This is a genomic window from Caldalkalibacillus uzonensis, from assembly GCF_030814135.1.
Lineage (GTDB): Bacteria > Bacillota > Bacilli > Caldalkalibacillales > Caldalkalibacillaceae > Caldalkalibacillus > Caldalkalibacillus uzonensis.
Map to the genome: position 1 here is coordinate 16,766 of NZ_JAUSUQ010000002.1, position 20,253 is coordinate 37,018.

Genomic DNA, 20,253 nt, shown 5'->3' on the forward strand with positions numbered 1-20,253 from the left:
CTTTTCGAACCGTTCCCTTCATCACGGATATATTTCTATCAGACCGAAATTTCCTGTTTCAGATAGGCACGCACTTTTTCGCCCATTTCAGTTGTGCTCAAGGCAGGCTCTCCTTCTTGAGCCAAATCACGGGTGCGGTAACCATCATCCAATACCTTGCGGATGGCCTGTTCGACAGCCTGAGCTTCCTTCTCCAAATGAAAAGAGTATTTTAACATCATCGCGACTGATAAAAAAGTTGCCAGCGGATTGGCCAGATTTTGCCCGGCGATGTCCGGAGCCGAGCCGTGTACCGGTTCGTACAAGCCCGGTCCATCTTCACTCAGACTGGCTGAAGGGAGCATGCCCAATGACCCGCTTAACATAGCCGCTTCATCACTTAAAATGTCTCCGAACATATTCTCTGTGACCACGGTGTCAAACTGGCTCGGTTTTCTGACCAGCTGCATGGCCGCATTATCAACCAGCATATGCTCCAGTTTAACATCGGGATATTCCTTTCCGATCCGATCGGCGGTTTCTCTCCACAAGCGACTGCTATCCAATACATTGGCTTTATCCACTGAGACCAAATGTTTCTTTCTGACACGGGCAATTTCAAATGCTTTTCTCAGCACACGTTCGATCTCAGCCTCGGTGTAATACAAGGTATCTACGACGGCCAGCCCCTGATCTGTTTGTTTGCGTCCTCTGGGCTGACCGAAATAGAGCCCTCCCGTTAATTCACGAATAATCATCAGGTCGACGCCTTCCAGCACTTCCGCTTTCAGGGATGAGGCATTGGCCAGAGCCGGGAAAACAATCACGGGGCGCAGATTGGCATATAACTGCAGTTCTTTGCGCAAACCCAACAGACCGGCTTCAGGTCTTTTCTCACCGGGGCCATGGTCCCACTTGGGTCCACCCACAGCACCAAGCAAGATGGCGTCACTTTCCCGGCAAAGTTGGAGTGTTTCTTCAGGCAGGGGCGTGCCCGTTTTATCCAGGGCACACCCTCCAATATCGGCATACTGGAAATGGAAAGTATGGCCGAACTGTATACCCACTTCTTCGAGAAGTTGAACAGCTTCCCCGGTCACTTCAGGTCCTATTCCGTCTCCTGGCAGAACGGCGATTTGCTTGATCAAAGGGCTTTCACTCCTTTTGTCTCTTCCCGTTGTTCAGTACGGTATTGCATATATTGTTCTTTGAACAGGATGCGGTTGACAGCATCCAGATAAGCTTTTGCTGAAGCTTCCAGCACATCGTGCGCAATACCCCGGCCGCTGGATGTTTGCCCATGATAATTCACTTTGACATATACTTCAGCCAGCGAATCGATGCCACTGGTCGTAGACTGGATGCGGTAATCTAGCAGCTTAACTTCATTGTCCAACACCCGTTCAATGGCATTGTACAGGGATTCAACGCTGCCTTTGCCTGTAGCTGACTCCTGCACGACCTCACCACTGGGCAATTTGATGCCTACCGTGGTGGTGGGTACCACATGAGAACCATAGGCCACTTGTAAAAATTGCAGCTCATATCTTTCTTCTTTGCCCTGTACATTGGTATTCATCACCAGGGTGAGGATATCGTCCTCAGTCACTTCTTTCTTTTTGGCCGTCAAATCTTTGAAGGCTTTAAACAGCTTCTGGAACGCTTCCTCGGACAATTGAAGCCCCATTTCCTTACACTTCTCTTTAAAAGCGTGACGGCCGGAGTGTTTGCCCAGCACCATCCGGTTGGAGGATAAACCGACCAATTCAGGTTCAATAATTTCATAGGTTAACTTATTCTTCAGCACACCATCCTGATGAATCCCCGACTCATGGGCAAAGGCATTGGCTCCAACCACTGCCTTGTTGGGCGGGACAGGCATACCGGTCAGTTTGCTGACCAGCTGGCTGGTGCGGATTGTTTGAGCCAGATCTAAGCTGGTCTCGGCTTGATAATGGTCTCGCCGGGTATACAAAGCAACGCCAATTTCTTCTAAAGAGGCATTACCAGCCCGTTCCCCAATGCCGTTGATCGTGCCTTCAATTTGCTGTACACCCTGTTCAATGGCGGCCAGCGAGTTGGCTACAGCCATACCAAGATCATCATGGCAGTGGGCAGACAACTTCACCCTGTCAATATTGGGTACATTGTCCCGAATATACCGGAACATAGCTCCGTACTCCTGGGGGTGCATGTAACCCACTGTATCCGGCAGATTGATCACACAGGCTCCAGCATCAATCACCTTAGTAATAATCTCAACCAAAAAGTCCCAATCACTGCGGGTGGCATCTTCGGCGGACCATTGCACTTTGGGGAAGAAGCGCTTGGCATACTTTACGGCCGAAACAGCTGTTTCGATCAATTCGTCCTCCGTCATGTTCAGTTTGTATTTCATATGGATGGGGGAAGTGGCAATAAAGACATGCAAGCGAGGATCCACACCATCCTTCAGCGCTTCCCAGGCAGCATCAATGTCACTTTGAACAGAGCGGGCCAACCCTGTCACGGAACAATTTTTGATTTCCCTGGCAATATGCTGTACTGCTCGAAAATCTCCTTCGGAGGAGGCTGGATAACCAGCCTCCATAATATTGACACCATAACGTTCCAGCTGATAGGCAATCTCCAGTTTTTCATTAAAATGAAGATTGACTCCGGCAGACTGTTCACCGTCTCTCAATGTGGTGTCAAAAATATCAATTTTTCGCACTCGTCACCACATCCTTCAACACACCTTTTCCTTTAACAAAAGGCATTTTCTCCCTCAACTGGCGTCCCACCTGCTCAATAAGATGTTCATTTTCACGACGGGTTAAAGCATTAAACATGGGGCGGTTGGCCTGATTTTCAAGTACCCAGCCCTTGGCAAACTGACCAGACTGGATTTCTTCCAAAAGCTTTTTCATTTCCTGTTTGGTTTGCTCATTAATGATGCGCGGTCCGGCTGTCAAATCTCCCCACTGGGCGGTGTCAGAGACAGAGTAGCGCATCCCTGCCAACCCCTCTTCATATATCAGGTCAACGATCAATTTCATTTCATGCAAGCATTCGAAATAGACAACCTCGGGCTGATATCCTGCTTCTGTCAATGTTTCAAACCCAGCTTTGATGAGGGCCGCTAAACCTCCGCACAGCACGGCCTGCTCACCAAACAAATCGGTTTCTGTCTCTTCCCGGAAGGTGGTTTCAATCACCGCGGCCCGGGTACAGCCAATCCCTTTGCTGTAAGCCAAGGCAATCTCTTTCGCTTGACCGGTCACATCCTGATAAACGGCAATCAGACCGGGAACCCCGCCGCCTTCCTGGAACACGCGGCGCACCACGTGGCCGGGACCTTTAGGAGCAACCAAAAAGACATCCACATTGTCAGGCGGAACCACCTGATTAAAGTGAACATTAAATCCATGAGCAAAAGCAAGCGCCTGATTTTCTCTTAAGTAAGGTTTGATCTCCTGTTCGTAAACCTGAGGCTGGCTTTCATCAGGCAGAAGCAGCATGACAATATCGGCTTGTTGGGTTGCTTCAGAGACGGAATAAACTTGGAAGCCATCTTCTTCCGCCTTTTCCCAAGATTTACCTCTGCGCAAACCAATGACCACATTGATCCCATTATCCCTCAAGTTTTGAGCGTGGGCATGCCCCTGGGAACCATAGCCAATAACGGCTACTGTTTTTCCTTGTAATACATCCAATTGAACATCTTGATCATAATACATCTTTGCCATTTGTCATCTCTCCTTTTTGTTCATTTTTCCTCTTCAAACATGTATGTGAATGAAGTAATAGAACCACTAAATCAGGGAAAGGGCATCATGCTTGATGCGGGTCACTTCCCGCTCCCGTTCTCCGCCCCGTTTAAAGGCGGTCACCCCAGTGCGGGCCAGTTCCTTAATGCCATAGGGTCGCAATAACTCGATCAATGCTTCGATTTTTTCCGGGTTGCCTGTGGCCTGGATGGTCACACTTTCCAGGCTGACATCGATGATCGAAGCGCGGAACGGTTCGATTAGGTTGGTCAGCTCAGTTCTTTTCTGCAAAGGACTGAGCACCTTGATCATGACCAATTCCCGCTCCACAGAAGGTTCATTGGTAATGTCGATCACTTTAATCACATCAATTTGCTTGTGCAATTGCTTGATGATTTGTTCATTTGTGCGTTCATCTTCCACATTGACCACAATGGTCATCCGGGATAGTCCTTCTGTCTCCGTCTTGCCCACGGTAATACTGTCAATGTTAAAACCGCGGCGTAAAAACAAGCCTGTAATCCGGTTCAACACACCCAAATGATCATTGACAATGACACTTAAAATGCGTCTCATGGCTTAATCCCCTCCATTTCATGGATCCCTTTGCCCGGTGCTATCATGGGATATACATTTTCATCAGGTGTCACCCGGCAATCAACCAACACAGGACCAGGAGTGTTCAAAGCCTCTTCAATGGCTGCCCTGGCTTCTGCTTCCGTTTCAGCTCTAAGCCCTTTGATCTGATAAGATTCGGCCAGCTTCACATAGTCAGGCTGATTGGGGATAAGTGACTCAGAGTAACGTTCCTTGTAGAAAAGTTGCTGCCATTGTCTGACCATTCCTAAAGCGTAATTGTTGACAATGATCACTTTGACAGGCAGATCATAATCGGTGAGGACGGAGAGCTCTTGCAAGGTCATCTGAAAACCGGCATCACCAACCACGGCCAAAACAGTTTTATCACGCATCCCCAGCTGTGCGCCGATCGCTGCTGGAAAACCAAAGCCCATGGTGCCCAGTCCGCCTGAAGTAACCCAGCGATGGGGCTCCTTGAAGGTGTAGTATTGAGCCGTCCACATCTGATGCTGGCCCACATCTGTGGTCACCACCGCCTCGCCTCCGGTCAGTTCATGAATCATTTCTATTAACCGCTGGGGTTTTAATGTTTTATGGTCTTCGGTATACCATAAGGGATATTCTTTTTTCATTTGGTTCAGATGCTGCCACCACTGGGCGGTGTCTCCGGGGGCCAAATCTTCCTCTAGTAGCATCTTAAGGGTTTCCCTGGCATCCCCTACTACCGGAATATCGGTCTCAACCACCTTGCCGATTTCGGCCGGGTCAATATCCACATGGGCCACTTTGGCAAACTTGGCAAAATGTTTCGGATTGCCTGTTAAGCGGTCGTCAAAGCGGGCTCCGAAATTGATAATCAAATCGGCTTCATACAAAGCCATATTGGCCACGTAAGTGCCATGCATGCCGCCCATCCCCAGGAACAAGGGATGATCGCCCGGGAAAGATCCTAGTCCTAAGAGTGTATTGACAACCGGCATGTTAACCCGTTCGGCAAAACTTCTCAGCTCTTGATGAGCCTTGGCATGAAGAACGCCAGCCCCAGCCAGGATAACTGGTTTTTTAGCCTGCTTGATGGCCGCCACAATTTTTTGAATCTGCAGCCGGTTAGGGCTTACTGTCGGTTGATACCCTCTGAGAGACACCTCTTCGGGATAGTTAAACAGCCCTTCCTGATTGGAGATGTCCTTGGGGATATCAATGAGCACTGGTCCCGGCCGTCCCGTGCCGGCGATATGAAAAGCTTCCTTGATGATCCGCGGCAGGTCATCAATCGATTTCACTTGGTAATTATGCTTAGTAATCGGCATGGTAATCCCAACAGTCGGTGCTTCCTGAAAAGCATCTGTACCCATTACAGTAGTGTTGACCTGCCCGGCAATCACCACAATAGGCAGTGAGTCCATCATGGCATCGGTCAAACCAGTGACCATATTGGTAATTCCAGGACCGGAGGTAGCAATGACCACAGCCGTTTTACCAGTTACCCGGGCATATCCTTCGGCAGCATGAATAGCACCCTGCTCATGCCGGGTCAAAATATGACGGATTCCCGCATCATACAAGGCGTCATAAATGGTTAAGACGGCCCCTCCGGGATAACCAAAAATAACCTCCACTCCCTCTTTTTTTAAGGCCTCAACCAGCATAAGTGCCCCTGACATCCTCTTTTGGCTGCTATGAGCAGCCGCCTCTTCCGCTTGCAACTTTACGCTCATATTCATCCCCTCTAATCTGTTTTTGACGAATAAAAAAACCTTTTCCTCCCCACAGCAAGACCATACGGTCAGGCAAGGGATGAAAAGATTTCCTTTCCATGGTACCACCCTTCTTCACATTGCCCTTGCGGACAATGCCTCATGAACGGAAGATCCAATTGCTCCGTCCCTTTTAGTAACGAGTGCAGTGCACCCGGCCTCACCTACTCTCTGTTCAGTGAGACGCTCAGAGGTGAGTTCATCCTAAGTGTGTACCACCGGTTTTCAGCTGCCCCGGCTCTCTGTAGATACACGGCCTTAAGACTACTTTTCCCCTTCAACGCTTTACATTATAAAGTTATCATAAGTGTTTATCCTACCTGGTATTTTTGCTGTGGATAAACCTTAACGCCATCAGTGACCACTAACTCACGGAAGGCTTGCAACAGGGTCTGAGTATGTGGCCCAGGCTGACCATCTCCAATGACCCGGCCATCAACCTTGACAACTGCAATCACCTCAGCTGCGGTTCCGGTCAAGAAAACTTCATCAGCGGTATAAACATCATACTGGGTAAAAGGCTCTTCCTTAACCACATAGCCTTTTTCCCTGGCCAACTCAATGATGGCATTGCGGGTAATTCCTTCTAATGCCCCCAGATAGGTTGGCGGTGTGTACAGCACCCCATTTTTGACCAAAAAGATGTTGTCACCGGAACACTCCACCACATACCCTTCTGTATTGAGCATCATCGCTTCTTTGACCCCGGCCAGATGAGCTTCAATTTTAACGAGAATGTTGTTTAAATAGTTGAGTGACTTTATCTTGGGGCTTAAAACATCGGGACGGTTGCGGCGGGTAGCCACTGTCACAATTTCCAGTCCTTTTTCATAATATTCCTTAGGATATAAAGCCAACGCTTCAGCAATGACAATGACCTGGGGCCTGCCACAGGTGAAAGGGTCCAAACCGAGATTGCCTTTCCCCCTGGAGACAACAAGGCGTATATAAGCATCCTCCAGTTGGTTTTTGCGTAACGTTTCGCAGATGATCTGCTCCATCTCTTCCATGGTGTAGGGAATCTCCAGCATAATCACCTTAGCCGAATTGTACAAACGCTCAAGATGCTCCTTCAGCTTAAACACATTGCCAGAGTAGGCTCTTATTCCTTCAAACACACCATCGCCATATAAAAAAGCATGATCATAAACCGATACCTTAGCGTCTTCTTTGGTGACAAACTCACCGTCCATAAAGATCCACTGACCCACTTTTGGCACACTCCCTTTGAGGAAATTTTTTGAACTGTCATGTTGTATAAAGATTGCTGCAACGACGTTTCAAAAAAAGACAAAAACCCTGCAAATAAGTCATAACGTCCCTCCCGCTACGTCAGAACCTATCCGCAGAGGCTTTTGTCCTCACGGTGTACACCATGTTCCATGGTGCTGATATCGCTTGGACCAGACCTGTAAACTTATCTGACACATCGAGGCATCAGACAAACTTACAGCGGAACCCTAGATATCCTCCTGACCATTCTATATCAGTGCTTTGTTTTTTAATTTTGATAGCTATTTTAATACCAGGTGATAGTGGAGTCAAGACTATTTTTTTGACTTTTTCGATTTAATCAAAAACTTGAAAACGCTTACTCCTTTGTGGGGCTTGCGATTATGGAATTATAAACTTTTTGTAAAACATAAAAAAACTGATGCATCACCGCTCAACCACCGAGTGAATGGCCAACTAAAGCTATGTTAAAAAGGGCTGTCCCCTCTGTAGACAGCCCTTGTTCACTATGTTTCAGTTTAAATTACTATCCAATCAGCATGCCGGCAATAGCCCCGCTCAACAATGAAGCCAGCGTACCGGCCAAAATGGCCCTGAGCCCCAGACGGGCAATATCCGGACGACGGTTGGGAGCTAGTCCACCAATCCCGCCCAGCAAAATACCAAGCGAGCTCAGATTGGCAAATCCACATAAAGCAAAACTTAGAATGGCCACTGTTTTCGGTGTCAGTTCCGCCATCACTTCTGAAAAGCTGACGTAGGCGACAAATTCATTAAGCACAATTTTTTGTCCGAGAAATGAACCGGCTGATACCGCTTCAGCCCAAGGAACACCAATAGCAAAGGCAATGGGGGCAAAAACATAACCCAAGATCAGTTCCAAGGTAAGCACTGGAAAACCAACCCAACCGCCAATGGTCCCCAAGATCCCGTTAACTAAGGCAATTAAGGCAATGAAGGCCAACAGCATAGCCCCCACATTCAAAGCCAGTTTTAAACCAACAGAAGCTCCCCGGGCAGCCGCGTCAATCACATTGGCAGACTCCTTGTCTTTTTCCAAATCCACTTTATCGTCGGAAATCTGCTGCTTGTTCACTTCCGGCATCACCATTTTGGCCATGATCAGGCCCGCAGGCGCAGCCATGAAACTGGCCGCCAGCAAATATTCCAGGGGGATGCCCAAGGCGGCATAGCCGAACAGAACGGACCCGGCAACAGAGGCCAGTCCGCCGGTCATCACCGCAAACAGCTCAGATTGGGTCATTTTTTCAATATAGGGCCTAACCACCAGCGGTGCTTCCGTTTGTCCCACAAAAATATTAGCCGCCGCACACAGGGATTCGGGACGGCTGGTCCCCAGCACTTTGGCCAAAGCACCCCCGATAATTTTGATAAACCACTGCATGACACCCAGGTAATACAACACAGAGATTAAGGAAGAGAAGAAAATGATAATGGTCAGTACTTCAAAGGCAAAAACAAATCCGTTGTATTCGTTAAACAAGCCGCCAAACAAAAACTCCGATCCTTCCCGGGCAAAATCCATAATGTTGGAGACCCACTCCGTAATCCCCAAAAAGATTGCCCGGCCAAATTCCCATTTTAAGACAATAAAAGCAAATGAAATTTGGATGGCTAATCCACCCAAGATGGTGCGCAGGTTAATGCGCGTCCTGTTAGCAGAAAACAGGAAAGCGATTGCAAAAATAACAATAATACCAAGTAAACCCCAAATATAGTTCACACAAAACACCCTTTCGGTAATAATAAGTGGGACAACATTTATTTTTCCATATTTAGCATCAGTTATGCAATACTTTTTCTGCAATCATCGGGAAATTGCTCCACAGAAAAAGCGAAGACCCTGGCCAAGGTTCTTCGCCAAAGAGACTTTTTTGCTAATCTGCTATGGATGCCTTGCCACATGCTATCTAGCACGGATGTCTTGCCTCATAAATGAAACATACGAGAAGGCAAAGCAGAGCATGGTCACCGCGATCAATGCGGTCACCTGTGGCCAAACCAGCATTAAACTTTGCCCCAGCGGAAGGGGTGTGGGCAGGGCGCCGTACACTTGTTCCATGGTGAGCGGCCCCAGGCTGCGAATGGAAGGCACCAGCAGGGTCGTTGTTGCTTCACTAAACAGGTGATTGGGAGATAATCGTAACAAGGCTTGCACCAACTGAATTTGTTGGGCAGTAGCAGACGCCTCCGGTGCCAGGCCAGTGCTGCCCCGGGCTAAGCCGATCATATTGACAATCAGTTGGTAAAACACAGAGAAAAACAGCCATACGGCAATACTGGCCAAGGCAGAAGTGGCCGCCTGTCTGAAACGGATGGAAAACAGAATGGCCAAATTTAACCAGAAGGCCACATAGACCACACTGAGAATGAGGAAAGCAAGCATGCGTAAAAATTCCTCTGGTGTGGGCGGAATGCCAATCATCATTAATCCCAAGCCCATGACCAGGAAGCCCAGTCCGAAGAACAGAAGGCCAATCATCATTAACGCTCCGACAAATTTGGCATTAATGACATAATCTCTGGGAACCGGCTGAGCCAAAATGCGAATTAATGTCCGTTTGTTTAGCTCTGAATTGACCGCATCAAAGCCCAAGGTAATTCCTAGCAAGGGGCCTAAAAACCCAACAAAAGTAATAAACGGGGGCAATGTGCCATCAGAGACTGTGAACAATTTCAGAAAAACAAATCCCACATCAGAGCCTTCCCCGGATACCGCATCCCTGATGCTCATCAAAGCGGTATATAACGAACCCATGCAGGTTAACAAGAGAATCGCCAGTAAAATGACATACCTCCAGCTGCGCATATGATCTGTCACTTCTTTTTGAACCAATACCCAAAAGGGATGGGGCGTCTCTTTGTCAAGCTGCGGTTTTATACCCATTTCTTCTTTCTCTGTTTCGTTACCCCTTCTAAACGATTTTAAGAATATCATCTTATCAGCTAACCACTGTTTAAGGTTGGGGCGAGTCACTCGTATCCCCTCCCTTAAAAATAGCGGCGGTAAATCTCATCAAGGCCATAATCCTTGGTAAAGAGATGCTGCAGTCGGGCGCCGTTCTCCACAACAGTCCTGGCGATCTCAGCGCTGACATCCCGTTCACAGGTCACTTCCCACTGGTCTCCCTCCGTTTCTGCACTGATGACGCCTGGTACTGACAGCACCTCTTCCCGGAGCTGATCGGATGCTGGTGAACATCTGAGAAAGACAACCAGCGGTTCATCCTTAAACATCTCTCGAGCCAGTTGATCAATGGGACCAACCGCCATCAGGCGCCCGCCCACAAACAAGCCCACCCGGTCACAAATCTGCTGCACCTGATACAAATGGTGTGAGGACAAAAGGACCGTCATATTTTCATTCCGGCTTAAAGACTGGATTAAGGCCAGCAGTTCTTGCATCCCCTCCGGGTCAAGCCCCAATGTGGGCTCATCAAGCACAATCACTTCCGGTTTTTTCATTAACACATCGGCCAATCCCAGCCGCTGTCTCATTCCCCGGGAGTAAGTACCCGCTTTTTGATGGGCTGCGTGGGCCAACCCTACTCTGTCTAGCAGGATTTCCGCTCTTGAGCGGGCCTCCTTGAGCGGGATGCCGTTTAATTGGGCGGTGAGGAGCAGGTTTTCCAGCCCTGTCCGCTCATCGTAAAAGCCAAGATCATCGGGTAAGTAGCCCACTCGCTGTTTCACTTCCATGGGATAGCGGATTGAATCAATCTGACAGACACGTACGGAACCGGAAGTGGGTTCGATTAAACCCAGCATCATCAAAATAGTAGTCGTTTTTCCGGCTCCGTTTGGCCCCAAGAGGCCAAAGATTTCCCCCTGTTCCACAGACAGATCAATATGGTCAACAGCTGTATAATCGTCATATATTTTCGTCAATCCTTCAAGTTCAATCACACCCATGGGTTATCGCCTCCCGTATGTTTTAAACAGATAACCAATACCCCCGATAACCCCGGCTATAATTAAAATGCCAATCCAACCCCACAACAATGGTGTTTTAACCGTTGCCCTGAAGGATGCAGAGTTGGACACTTCCGGTGCGCTGGCATCAATATTTAGCACATAGTCCCCGGCCAAGGCATTTTGATCTGCTGTCACCGTTGCCCGCACCCGGGCTGACTCTCCTGGCGGCAACACATCAATGCGTTCCGGTTCAAAGCTGACCTCCCAGTTGACCGGAGCAGATGCCTCCAAGCTGATATCTCTCAAATCAGCCGTACCCTGGTTGGTCACTTCCAGTTCAATTGTTTTGCTTCTGCCAGCCGTGATATCAAAATTTAACCGTTCACTTGGCGTGCTGACCACCAGATCATATGTCCCCGTAATGACCACTTCCAATTCCAAAGTGGCTTTTGTGCCACTGGTGGCCGCCGTGATTGGAATAGTGTAAGTGCCATCTGTGATACCCTCAGGCGGATTCACCTCAATGTTAATATCTTGCACTCCATTGGGATCTACATTGACTGAGGTGACATGCTGGCCCCCTGACTCAAAGCGCACCTGCCATCCCCGGGGCGCGTCTGCCGATAAGGAATAAAGCTGCTCACTTGCCGTCCGGTTACGCAAGCTGGCTTTAAACGTAAAGTTGGAATCGGCATGTCCTTCCATATTAGGCTGCTCACTGGTTAGTTCTGTCCGATAAGTCCCTTCTTCGGTCACATCCACCGTAATGGGCAACACGGCTCGCACATTGCCGGAGCCTGAACCCACCAAACGGAATTCATACTCCCCCTTGTCAATTTGCAGCGGCACATCCACTTGCAAATAGACCGTTTCACTTTGACCGGGACGCACAGACAGTCGCTTAATATCCCGTCCGTCCGCGGTCAAATGATAGTTCCAATCATCAGCTAACCCTTCAATTCGGAAGGTCACAAACTGAATACCGGAGCCATTGTTAATCACCTCAATCTCATAGTTGAGCGACTCTCCAGGAGTCACCGACACCCCTGGGTAAGGCGTAAACAGTTCCAGTGCCGGCTGTGCCAAAGCACTCATCTGGCCCAGCCCAATCAGGCTCACCCCCAGCACCGTGATCAGCAACAAGCGTAAGCCACGTCTGTTATTCACTCTTCTCGCCCAATGCATCGTACGTTCCCCCCTGTGTCAATTTCATTTATCACTATAACTACGAACAAAACTGGCTAATGGATTTGTCTAAAAGCATATTTTCGTGAGAAAAAATGTTCTATTTTCAAACCACAGCAAATTTGGTACATAAAAAATAGAGAGGCTGAAAGCTTTGGGGGGAAGGACATGGGGAAAACAAAGCACGAACTGCTATTATTAATTAAGCGGGTCAACAGGGGCTCGGAAGAAGCATTTGATTTTCTATACGAAAAATACCTCCCGCTGATCTTTCGCATTGCCATGACCATGTTAAAAAACAGACATGAAGCTGAAGATGTGTGCCATGATATATTTTTGGAACTTTTAAACCAACCTGAGCGCTACGATCCCTGTCGCGGCTCATTGGAAGCATGGCTCGCAGTGAAAACAAAGAGCAAGTGCCTGGACCGGTTGAGAGCCCAAAAGAAACACTTGACAGGGCTGGCAGAACAAGCGGAGATTGGCGGAGCTGCTAATGATGATCCGACTGTGCAGCACACCTTATCCAAAGAATTAAAAGAAACCCTGGCCAAAGCTTTACAACAGATTCCAGCCCCTCAGCGGCAAGTGCTTCAGCATGCCTATTTCAGGGAAGAGAGCCACCGTTCCATAGCCAGACAAATGAAGCGACCGCTAGGTACGGTCAAATCCATGATCCGTTACGGGTTAAAAAACATGAGAAAACAACTTGAAGAATGGCATTGGCAAGGTCCCGGAGGAGAGGATAGCCGGTGAGTCATGCAAACCGCTGCTTAAGTGATGAAATGATTGTTGATACGTTATTAAATCAATTGCCCGAGCAACAGATGGAACAGGTTGAAGCGCATCTCAAGCACTGCGCACACTGTCACAAGCGCTTGGAAGAATGGGCCGTACTTCTGGGGACACACTCCCACCCCGAATGTGAAAGGGAGATAGCCACCTCCTTTCCCCGGATAGAGAAGCGTTTAAAGAAAACGATCGGTTTTTCCAAACGACGTTCCAAGCCTCTGGGACCAAAACCAGCTGTGTTATCTCTGATTAGTGGCTTGCTCGTCTGTTTCAGTTTGGTCACCGGATGGTGGGCCAGCCAAGACAGTAATCACGAGCCCTCCCACATGCAGAGTGACCTCATCCAGGAATCCCAATTTTTGATTGACCCCCAAACCCTGCATTACCGCATTGGCTTGGCCAACAACCCCCATTCACAGCAATGGGGAGTATTGGCTTACAGTGTCAAAGGTAATCTATGGGTGAACCATGCCAGTCAGGAAGTGATTATCTTTCTGGAAGGACTAGAACCCCTCGACGATCGGGATTACCAGGTCTGGATTAATACCGGCCATGCGGAAAATAACGCGGGGGTCGTCCAAATGGAAACAGACAAGGCCTATTTGTATTGGAGTGGAGAGGAGACAACAGGCATTGAATTTATCCGGATCAGTGTTGAACCCAAAGGAGGCAGCCAGGTTCCCACAGGTCCTGAAGCGCTGTTTATCCGTTTAAATCAATCTTCTTTAAATTACAACCCAGTTGGTGAACACCCCTGAAGCATCTGTAACGCTTCAGGGGTATTTAAAACTATAGATATAGGACTTTGGTACTATTAATATATACCTGATAATGTCGAAAATTAATATAAAATCAGTATGAGCATAGACAAAGGAGGTTTTTTTTTGAGCAGGAAACTATTTGATTCAAATTATTTCTATCTTTTATCAAAAAAATTCACTCGAGGATTTAATAAACTGCTCTCGTTCCGGCCTCGCTTTAAGTTTAGGTCTGGTTCTAATGGTCAACATGAGCAACGCCAAAGTCTTCTTGGACGGTTAAAGCTCTCCCACAGGCTCTATCTTTCATTTTCTCTTATATTTATCGTACTGATACTTGTGGGCGGTATGGGGCTTTATACAGCTGACCAGCTTAAAGATTCTACTGAAGAAATATATGAGGAGCATTTGCTAGCTGTAGTCGATATGATGGAACTGGCCCGGTTGTTTGAATCCCTCAACAGCAATGTTGGCGCTGCCTTATTGGGCAGAGAAGAAGAAATGGAACAACAACTGGATGTCATTAGGGAAATCAGGCAGGATTTACAATCTCTCTTGGATGAGTTAATTGTTGTATGGGAAGCAGAAGGGAAAGAAGAAGTTGGTACATTTATCACTTTATGGGAATACTATTCTGAACGTTTGGACCGGATTATGATTTGGTTGGGTGGCGGAGGGGATATAAGATCAGACATAAGCCAACGGGATGTAGCCATTTCATATTACAACAGTACTCTCTTACCGCAAGTAAATTCTCTTAATAGATTTATTCAAAGTTGGGTAGAAGAGAGAAGTCAACTTGCCCAGCAAAGTTACATGGAAGCTTCACAATCGCAAGAACGGCTGTTTTTTGCTATGCTCGGTTTTATGGGAGGAGCTCTGGTTTTGATCATTAACTTGTCCGTCATGCTCCCGCGCTCTATCCGCATCCCCCTTTCAATACTGGCGAACCGCTTAAATCGTCTGGCCCAGGGGGATTTAACGGGAGATAAACTCATTGTCTCAAGCAATGACGAAATAGGTCAGCTGTCCCACTCATTTAATGAGATGAATGACTCCCTCGAAAAGCTGATTCGTGAAGTTTATGAGAGTGCGGAACAGGTTTCAGCTACTGCCCAGCAGCTGACAAACCATACCAGGGAAATTTCATCCGTGACAGAGGAAGTGACTCTGTCCATTCAACACATTGCAAGTGGAGCAGAAGCACAGGTGAGCGGTGCTGAAAAAAGTGCCGATGGTATGAGTCAGATCAGTTCAGGAATAGGAACGATCTCTCAAACAGTCACAGAAGTTGAACAAAGCGCCCGCAACATGGCGGACCGAGCCGAGCAAGGAGATGGATCAATCGAAAAGATAAGCCAGCAAATGTCCATGATTGGCCACTCTGTCCAGAACGCAGCAAAGGTGATAGAAGCGTTAACAAAAAGCGCAGCTCAAATCAGCCAAATCTCAGCAGCTATTTCGGATATATCCGATCAAACGAATCTCTTGGCACTTAATGCCTCGATTGAAGCAGCAAGAGCTGGGGAATACGGCCGTGGCTTTGCTGTTGTAGCTAATGAAGTGAAAAAGTTAGCCGATCAGTCAGCCCGTTCCGCTGAAGAAGTGACCCGCCTGATCACACATATGCAAGAGAATACTGATCAAGTTGTACGGGAAATGAATAAGGTAACGGAGGATTTTCAAGCTGGCCAATCAATCGTTGAAATGGCTCGCGAGCAGTTTAGTAACATACTGAACGCTGCCCGTTATGTCAGTCAACAAGTGGAGGACATTTCAAGAGCCACTCAGGAAATTGCCACAAATTCGACACACGTTGTTGAGCGAATTAAAGAAACTGAACATATTGCTAAAGAAGCTTCCAGCAATATCCAGAATGTGTCTGCATCATCCGAGGAGCAATTGGCCTTTATGCAAGAAATTCAGTCTTCGGCGGATGCGCTAAGCGAAATGGCTACAAACCTTTATCAATTGCTTGGCCGTTTCCGAACGTCTTAAACACGAATTAAGAGGGTGTCCCAAAAATTTAATATGGGACACCCTCTCTTTTACGCATATGATAACCTGGACCAAGGGCTGCCGCCAAAAGGTCGTTACATAAAAACCTTTTAGATCCAGCCCCGTGCTTCCATTGCTTCCTTGACACGCAAGATGGAGAGCATAAATGCCGCGGTGCGCATATCAGTTCCATACTCCTTTGCCATTCTACTGACTTTGGCATAGGAGCTGACCATGACCTGCTCCAATTTTGAATTAACTTCCTCTTCACTCCAATAATAATTCATCACGTTTTGAACCCCTTCAAAATAAGAGACCGTGACGCCCCCCGCATTGGCCAATATATCAGGAATAACCAGAATCCCCTTGCTCGCCAGTATGCGGTCCGCTTCAGGTGTCGTTGGGCCGTTGGCCGCTTCAGCAATGATGCTGGCCTGAACATCACCGGCGTTCTGGGCAGTAATCACATTCTCAAGGGCTGCAGGAATCAAAACATCCACGTTCAAAGCCAACAACTCATCTTGAGAGATCAGCGTGGCTCCATTATAGTGAACCAAAGAAGCTTCATCTTTTAAACGTTCTAGAAGGGAGACATCCAGACCATCTTGCTTATAGATGGCACATTTGGAATCAGAGACGGCTACAATCCTGCAGCCCATCTCACTGAGCAACCGGGCCGCAATCCGCCCTGCATTGCCAAACCCTTGTATGGCTACAGTAGCGCCAGCCAGTGGCTTGTGCATCTCTTTCATCGCTTCCCTGACTGTCAGCACACAACCGCGGGCAGTGGCTTCATGACGTCCTAAAGAGCCGCCAATAATAACAGGTTTGCCAGTAATAACTCCAGGAACAAAAGATTTATTCATACGGCAGTACGTATCCATCATCCAGCCCATAACCTGTGGATTGGTATAGACATCTGGAGCCGGAACATCTTTATCGGGGCCAACGAACTCTGCGATGGCCTCCATAAAGGCGCGGCTGATTCTCTCCAATTCACCTGCACTCAACTGCGTCGGATCACAGTTGACTCCACCTTTTCCTCCTCCCAGAGGAAGCCCCACAACACCGCACTTAAAAGTCATCCACATGGAGAGTGCTATCACTTCATCCCTGTTCACGCTGGGATGAAAACGAATTCCCCCTTTGGCAGGACCAATGGCGTCGTTATGCTGAGAACGATATCCCTCAAAAACTCGGACGGAACCGTCATCCATCTTAACAGGGAATGTAACCGTAATCACCCGTTTTGGTTTCTTCAGGATATTAATCACGTGCTCTCCTATGCTCAATTTCTTTGCTGCAGTTTCAATTTGGGTCTGCACAATTTCATACGGATTTAACTTTTCTTCGTTTTTTTGAACCACTTTGACTCTTTTCATATACACCCCTACCCTGTATACTATTCTTTGTTTTTTTAAAATTACACTAAAAATTTTGACACAGTAAAATAAAATTAGCAAGTGTATATTTAATCAAAAAATATTAAATTCTATTCTGGTGGAGTTGACATAACCTAAAAAGCACGATATCCGGTCAATGGATATCGTGCTTGGATTCGTTTATGTATGGTGGAGCATAGCGGGCTCGAACCGCTGACCTCCACGCTGCCAGCGTGGCGCTCTCCCAACTGAGCTAATGCCCCATGTCATCGCCGACAATGAGTATTATAGCAGGTCCATGTTGGCAATGCAAGGGGCGTTGTAAATTTTTTTCTAGAAAAATCATCCTGGTCTTTATGATCATGCTTGTTTGCGCCGGTTGGGCCCTTCCATAAAACAGGGCCGGGTATAGTGACGGATACGTTCCATAATACGCTTAGCCTTCATCTGTTCAATGCCCCCTTTTTGGGAATAGGCCAGATGTTCCTCCAACTGGTCATAGTCATAATTGGAGGTATATAAAGTGGGCAGTTTATGGGTGACCCGGTATTGTAAAATAGGCCCCAGCACTTCATCTCTGGCCCAGGCTGACATTGTTTCTGCACCGATATCATCTAAAATAAGCACTGGCACTGATTGTAAGGCTTCAATCTTCTCTTCCACTTTCTGTTCAGCAATGGCCCCTTTCACTTCTCTGAAGAATTCAGGCGTGTATACCATATATGAGGCGATGTCACGTTCCGCCAATTTGTTGGCCGCAGCACCTAGCAAATAACTTTTCCCCACTCCCAGTGGGCCATACAGATAAATGCCCATGGGGCTTTTTCCCGGCTGAGCACTCATGCAGAAATCGAGGACAGCCTGAAAAGCATCCAACCGCCCGCCATCTCCCTGGTCGAAGTGACGGAAGCTGCCTTGCAGGATATCGGCGGCAATGTGGTGACTCTTAATTAATTTTGCTCTTCTGGCTTGCTGGTCCGCCTGCTTTAGATAATGGCAGGGGGTGTAGGTGACATCTAGCATGCCGCTGTAGGCCAAAAGCCGGGCATAATGCCCTTTGAGCAAGTTGGGGCACTTGGCCAGCCCCTGGCACCTCCGGCAGTTTTCTTCCTCACGCACGTAGTGCTTCACTTTGATGGCAAAGCGTTCTAACTGCTCCTTTGTCCACTGTGGGTGACGGGCCAGCCACTCCTCAACCAATGGATGTTCCAGTACATCTGAAAGATTGATCTTTATTTTACCGTCCAGATTTCGCGCTTTAACAAAAGCCTCCAGTGACCGGTTGATGGCTTGCATCACCTATTCCTCCCACTCTCCCAATGCCTTTAACAGAGACTTAATGCGCTCTCGTTTCTGCTCTTCACTCAGTGCCTGTGTCTGAGTGGCTGCTGCTAGCTCTTGGTCTGTTTTGTTTTGTATAGACTTCCGGTTTGCCTGCGGGCTAGAGTGATACTTATCTTGTTCCGCCACCCAGGCGGGAATAACATCTTTACGCACGCCTGTCCTTTTGCCCCCGCGTGTCGCCTTGTTCAGCGGAGATCCCTGCCGTGCGCTTTGACCTTCCCCATGCTGTCGTTTTTCTTGCCATTTTTTATACTGCTGGTGCTCTTTTTTAGCCACTTCAAGGGCCTGTCTCATGTCAGTGATCTTTAATCTTTTCCAATGGGCCGCCACCTTGGTCACCAAGCTGCGAGGGAGCCTGAACTGATTAGTCAGCAGAATATACTCGATCAGCACATTGACCACACTGGGTTCCAGCTGATAATCAAAGATCAGTTCTTCCACCAGCTTAACATCGGCTTCAGCTACTTTTCCCCCATCTTGATAGGCACCCAAAAGCTGCAGCGGACTCATCGTTTGCAAAACCTGTAAATGACGCTCCTCGTCCGAAAGTATACGCCCCTCTTCTGCTGTACCACCGCTCCCTGCTTGCTGCTCTTTGGCTCTCCTTTTGGGTTCCCCTTCCTCTCCGTTTTCAGGGATGATCATGCGCACCCGGGGCGGATTCCCGTATTGGGCATGGTAATGCCATTTAGCCTGACGCCGTAACTCAGCCACATCAAGACAGTCGTCTATCGTCAAGCTGTCCTGGATCAGTTGGCTCAGGCGCCTTTCATCCAGCTGATAAAAAAAAGCCACCTTTTTGATCTCTTGGACATTTTCCGGTGTGAAAATTTGATCCCGGTCAAGCCCCTTCATCATAAAGCTTTTCACCAAATCAAGGTCCAGTTCATAATCGTCAAAGCGAAGGGCTTGTCCCTTTCGCCCGCTGTACTTAGGAAGCGGATAAGCTTGTGCCGCTTCCTGCAAATCTTGCTGGGTTTGGCTCCCTGCCTGAGTCGTCAATTCAGAGGGATGGATAGAAGTAAAGACCTCATGGAACGGCTTGGTCAGCTCTTCTGCCTGCTCAGGTTCCTCTGCTTCTCCCAAATAATGAGCAAAGCGGGCACGCAGCTGTTTAAAATGGACCGGTCCAACCTGATTATACAGCCAAATACTGAGCACATCGTCCGCAAAAAATTGTTCCGCTGAGAGCGGGGGATGCAGCTCATAGTGAAACAACGCACCTTCGCCTGTTTGTAAACGGTAGGTTCTTAATAAGCCGACCGCTTCCAGACGCAAGCGGGCATAATAAATCCGGTCCAGGGGAAGCGCCATCACCTTCATCAGCCACTGATGTTTTTTCTCATTGGAATAGTGGCGGTCCCCTTCTGTTTCACTAAACAAGGTAACATAAAGGGACAATGATTCTGCCCCGATCAACGGCTGATATAATTGATATAATATTTTTAGCTGAAAAAGACCAGGCTGTTCAGTCACCCTCACCTTATAACCGTCCATGGGGCGCACATATTTCCATGTTGTGGTCATATTACCACTCCGTCTTAAGCATAACATCTTGATG

General features: G+C 47.9%; 16 protein-coding genes, 1 tRNA gene and 1 other annotated feature. Of the genes, 3 read left to right on the plus strand and 14 right to left on the minus strand.

Features of this window, described 5'->3' with window-relative positions; translation table 11 throughout:
* Positions 1–38: 38 nt before the first annotated feature.
* The 10 genes from leuB to J2S00_RS03015 all read right to left on the minus strand — a co-directional run bounded on the left by leuB (position 39) and on the right by J2S00_RS03015 (position 12,418).
* Entirely contained in the window at positions 39–1,124 is a 1,086-nt protein-coding gene (gene leuB, locus J2S00_RS02970; RefSeq protein ID WP_370875824.1) for a 3-isopropylmalate dehydrogenase, read from the minus strand.
* Positions 1,124–2,692 (minus strand): 2-isopropylmalate synthase, encoded by a 1,569-nt coding sequence (locus tag J2S00_RS02975; protein WP_307335257.1) that lies wholly within the window; start codon positions 2,690–2,692, stop codon positions 1,124–1,126. Before J2S00_RS02975 ends, leuB begins: the two co-directional genes overlap by 1 nt.
* Positions 2,679–3,707 carry a ketol-acid reductoisomerase gene (gene ilvC / locus J2S00_RS02980; protein WP_307335259.1) on the minus strand — a complete coding sequence of 343 codons (1,029 nt, stop codon included), beginning with the start codon at positions 3,705–3,707 and terminating at the stop codon, positions 2,679–2,681. Before ilvC ends, J2S00_RS02975 begins: the two co-directional genes overlap by 14 nt.
* A gap of 66 nt (positions 3,708–3,773) precedes the next feature.
* A complete protein-coding gene (gene ilvN, locus J2S00_RS02985) occupies positions 3,774–4,304 on the minus strand; it encodes an acetolactate synthase small subunit (protein ID WP_307335261.1) in 531 nt (176 codons plus the stop codon).
* Positions 4,301–6,025 carry an acetolactate synthase large subunit gene (ilvB, locus tag J2S00_RS02990; RefSeq protein ID WP_307335262.1) on the minus strand — a complete coding sequence of 575 codons (1,725 nt, stop codon included), beginning with the start codon at positions 6,023–6,025 and terminating at the stop codon, positions 4,301–4,303. The genes ilvN and ilvB overlap by 4 nt, the downstream gene beginning before the upstream one ends.
* A 72-nt stretch (positions 6,026–6,097) precedes the next feature.
* Positions 6,098–6,354: a binding site (T-box leader), on the minus strand.
* A gap of 21 nt (positions 6,355–6,375) precedes the next feature.
* On the minus strand, positions 6,376–7,257 hold the full coding sequence (gene ilvE, locus J2S00_RS02995) for a branched-chain-amino-acid transaminase (RefSeq protein ID WP_370875825.1): 882 nt from the start codon (positions 7,255–7,257) through the stop codon (positions 6,376–6,378).
* A 566-nt stretch (positions 7,258–7,823) separates the two neighbouring features.
* The gene (locus tag J2S00_RS03000; RefSeq protein WP_307335264.1) at positions 7,824–9,041 is read right to left on the minus strand and encodes a NupC/NupG family nucleoside CNT transporter; all 1,218 of its coding nucleotides are present in this window, start codon (positions 9,039–9,041) and stop codon (positions 7,824–7,826) included.
* A gap of 183 nt (positions 9,042–9,224) precedes the next feature.
* Entirely contained in the window at positions 9,225–10,295 is a 1,071-nt protein-coding gene (locus J2S00_RS03005) for an ABC transporter permease (protein ID WP_307335265.1), read from the minus strand.
* 14 nt (positions 10,296–10,309) lie between these two features.
* Positions 10,310–11,230, minus strand: a complete 921-nt coding sequence (locus J2S00_RS03010; RefSeq protein ID WP_307335266.1) for an ABC transporter ATP-binding protein — start codon at positions 11,228–11,230, stop codon at positions 10,310–10,312.
* A gap of 3 nt (positions 11,231–11,233) precedes the next feature.
* Complete coding sequence (locus J2S00_RS03015; protein WP_307335267.1) at positions 11,234–12,418, minus strand: COG1470 family protein; 1,185 nt, start codon at positions 12,416–12,418, stop codon at positions 11,234–11,236.
* 168 nt (positions 12,419–12,586) lie between these two features.
* Here J2S00_RS03015 and J2S00_RS03020 point away from each other — a divergent pair, with 168 nt between their 5' ends.
* From J2S00_RS03020 to J2S00_RS03030, 3 genes are all read left to right on the plus strand, one after another.
* On the plus strand, positions 12,587–13,174 hold the full coding sequence (locus tag J2S00_RS03020) for an RNA polymerase sigma factor (protein ID WP_307335268.1): 588 nt from the start codon (positions 12,587–12,589) through the stop codon (positions 13,172–13,174).
* Positions 13,171–13,968 carry an anti-sigma factor gene (locus tag J2S00_RS03025; protein ID WP_307335269.1) on the plus strand — a complete coding sequence of 266 codons (798 nt, stop codon included), beginning with the start codon at positions 13,171–13,173 and terminating at the stop codon, positions 13,966–13,968. Before J2S00_RS03020 ends, J2S00_RS03025 begins: the two co-directional genes overlap by 4 nt.
* 99 nt (positions 13,969–14,067) lie before the next feature.
* A complete protein-coding gene (locus tag J2S00_RS03030; RefSeq protein WP_307335270.1) occupies positions 14,068–15,966 on the plus strand; it encodes a methyl-accepting chemotaxis protein in 1,899 nt (632 codons plus the stop codon).
* Between the two features lie 110 nt (positions 15,967–16,076).
* On the opposite strand, the gene J2S00_RS03035 is transcribed toward J2S00_RS03030, so the two are convergent.
* The 4 genes from J2S00_RS03035 to J2S00_RS03050 form a co-directional block, all read right to left on the minus strand.
* Entirely contained in the window at positions 16,077–17,348 is a 1,272-nt protein-coding gene (locus J2S00_RS03035) for a Glu/Leu/Phe/Val family dehydrogenase (protein ID WP_307335271.1), read from the minus strand.
* Positions 17,349–17,535: 187 nt separating this feature from the next.
* Positions 17,536–17,611 (minus strand) — tRNA-Ala (locus J2S00_RS03040).
* A gap of 97 nt (positions 17,612–17,708) precedes the next feature.
* Positions 17,709–18,644, minus strand: a complete 936-nt coding sequence (gene dnaI, locus J2S00_RS03045; RefSeq protein ID WP_307335272.1) for a primosomal protein DnaI — start codon at positions 18,642–18,644, stop codon at positions 17,709–17,711.
* A gap of 3 nt (positions 18,645–18,647) precedes the next feature.
* The gene (locus J2S00_RS03050; protein ID WP_307335273.1) at positions 18,648–20,219 is read right to left on the minus strand and encodes a replication initiation and membrane attachment family protein; all 1,572 of its coding nucleotides are present in this window, start codon (positions 20,217–20,219) and stop codon (positions 18,648–18,650) included.
* Positions 20,220–20,253: the final 34 nt, after the last annotated feature.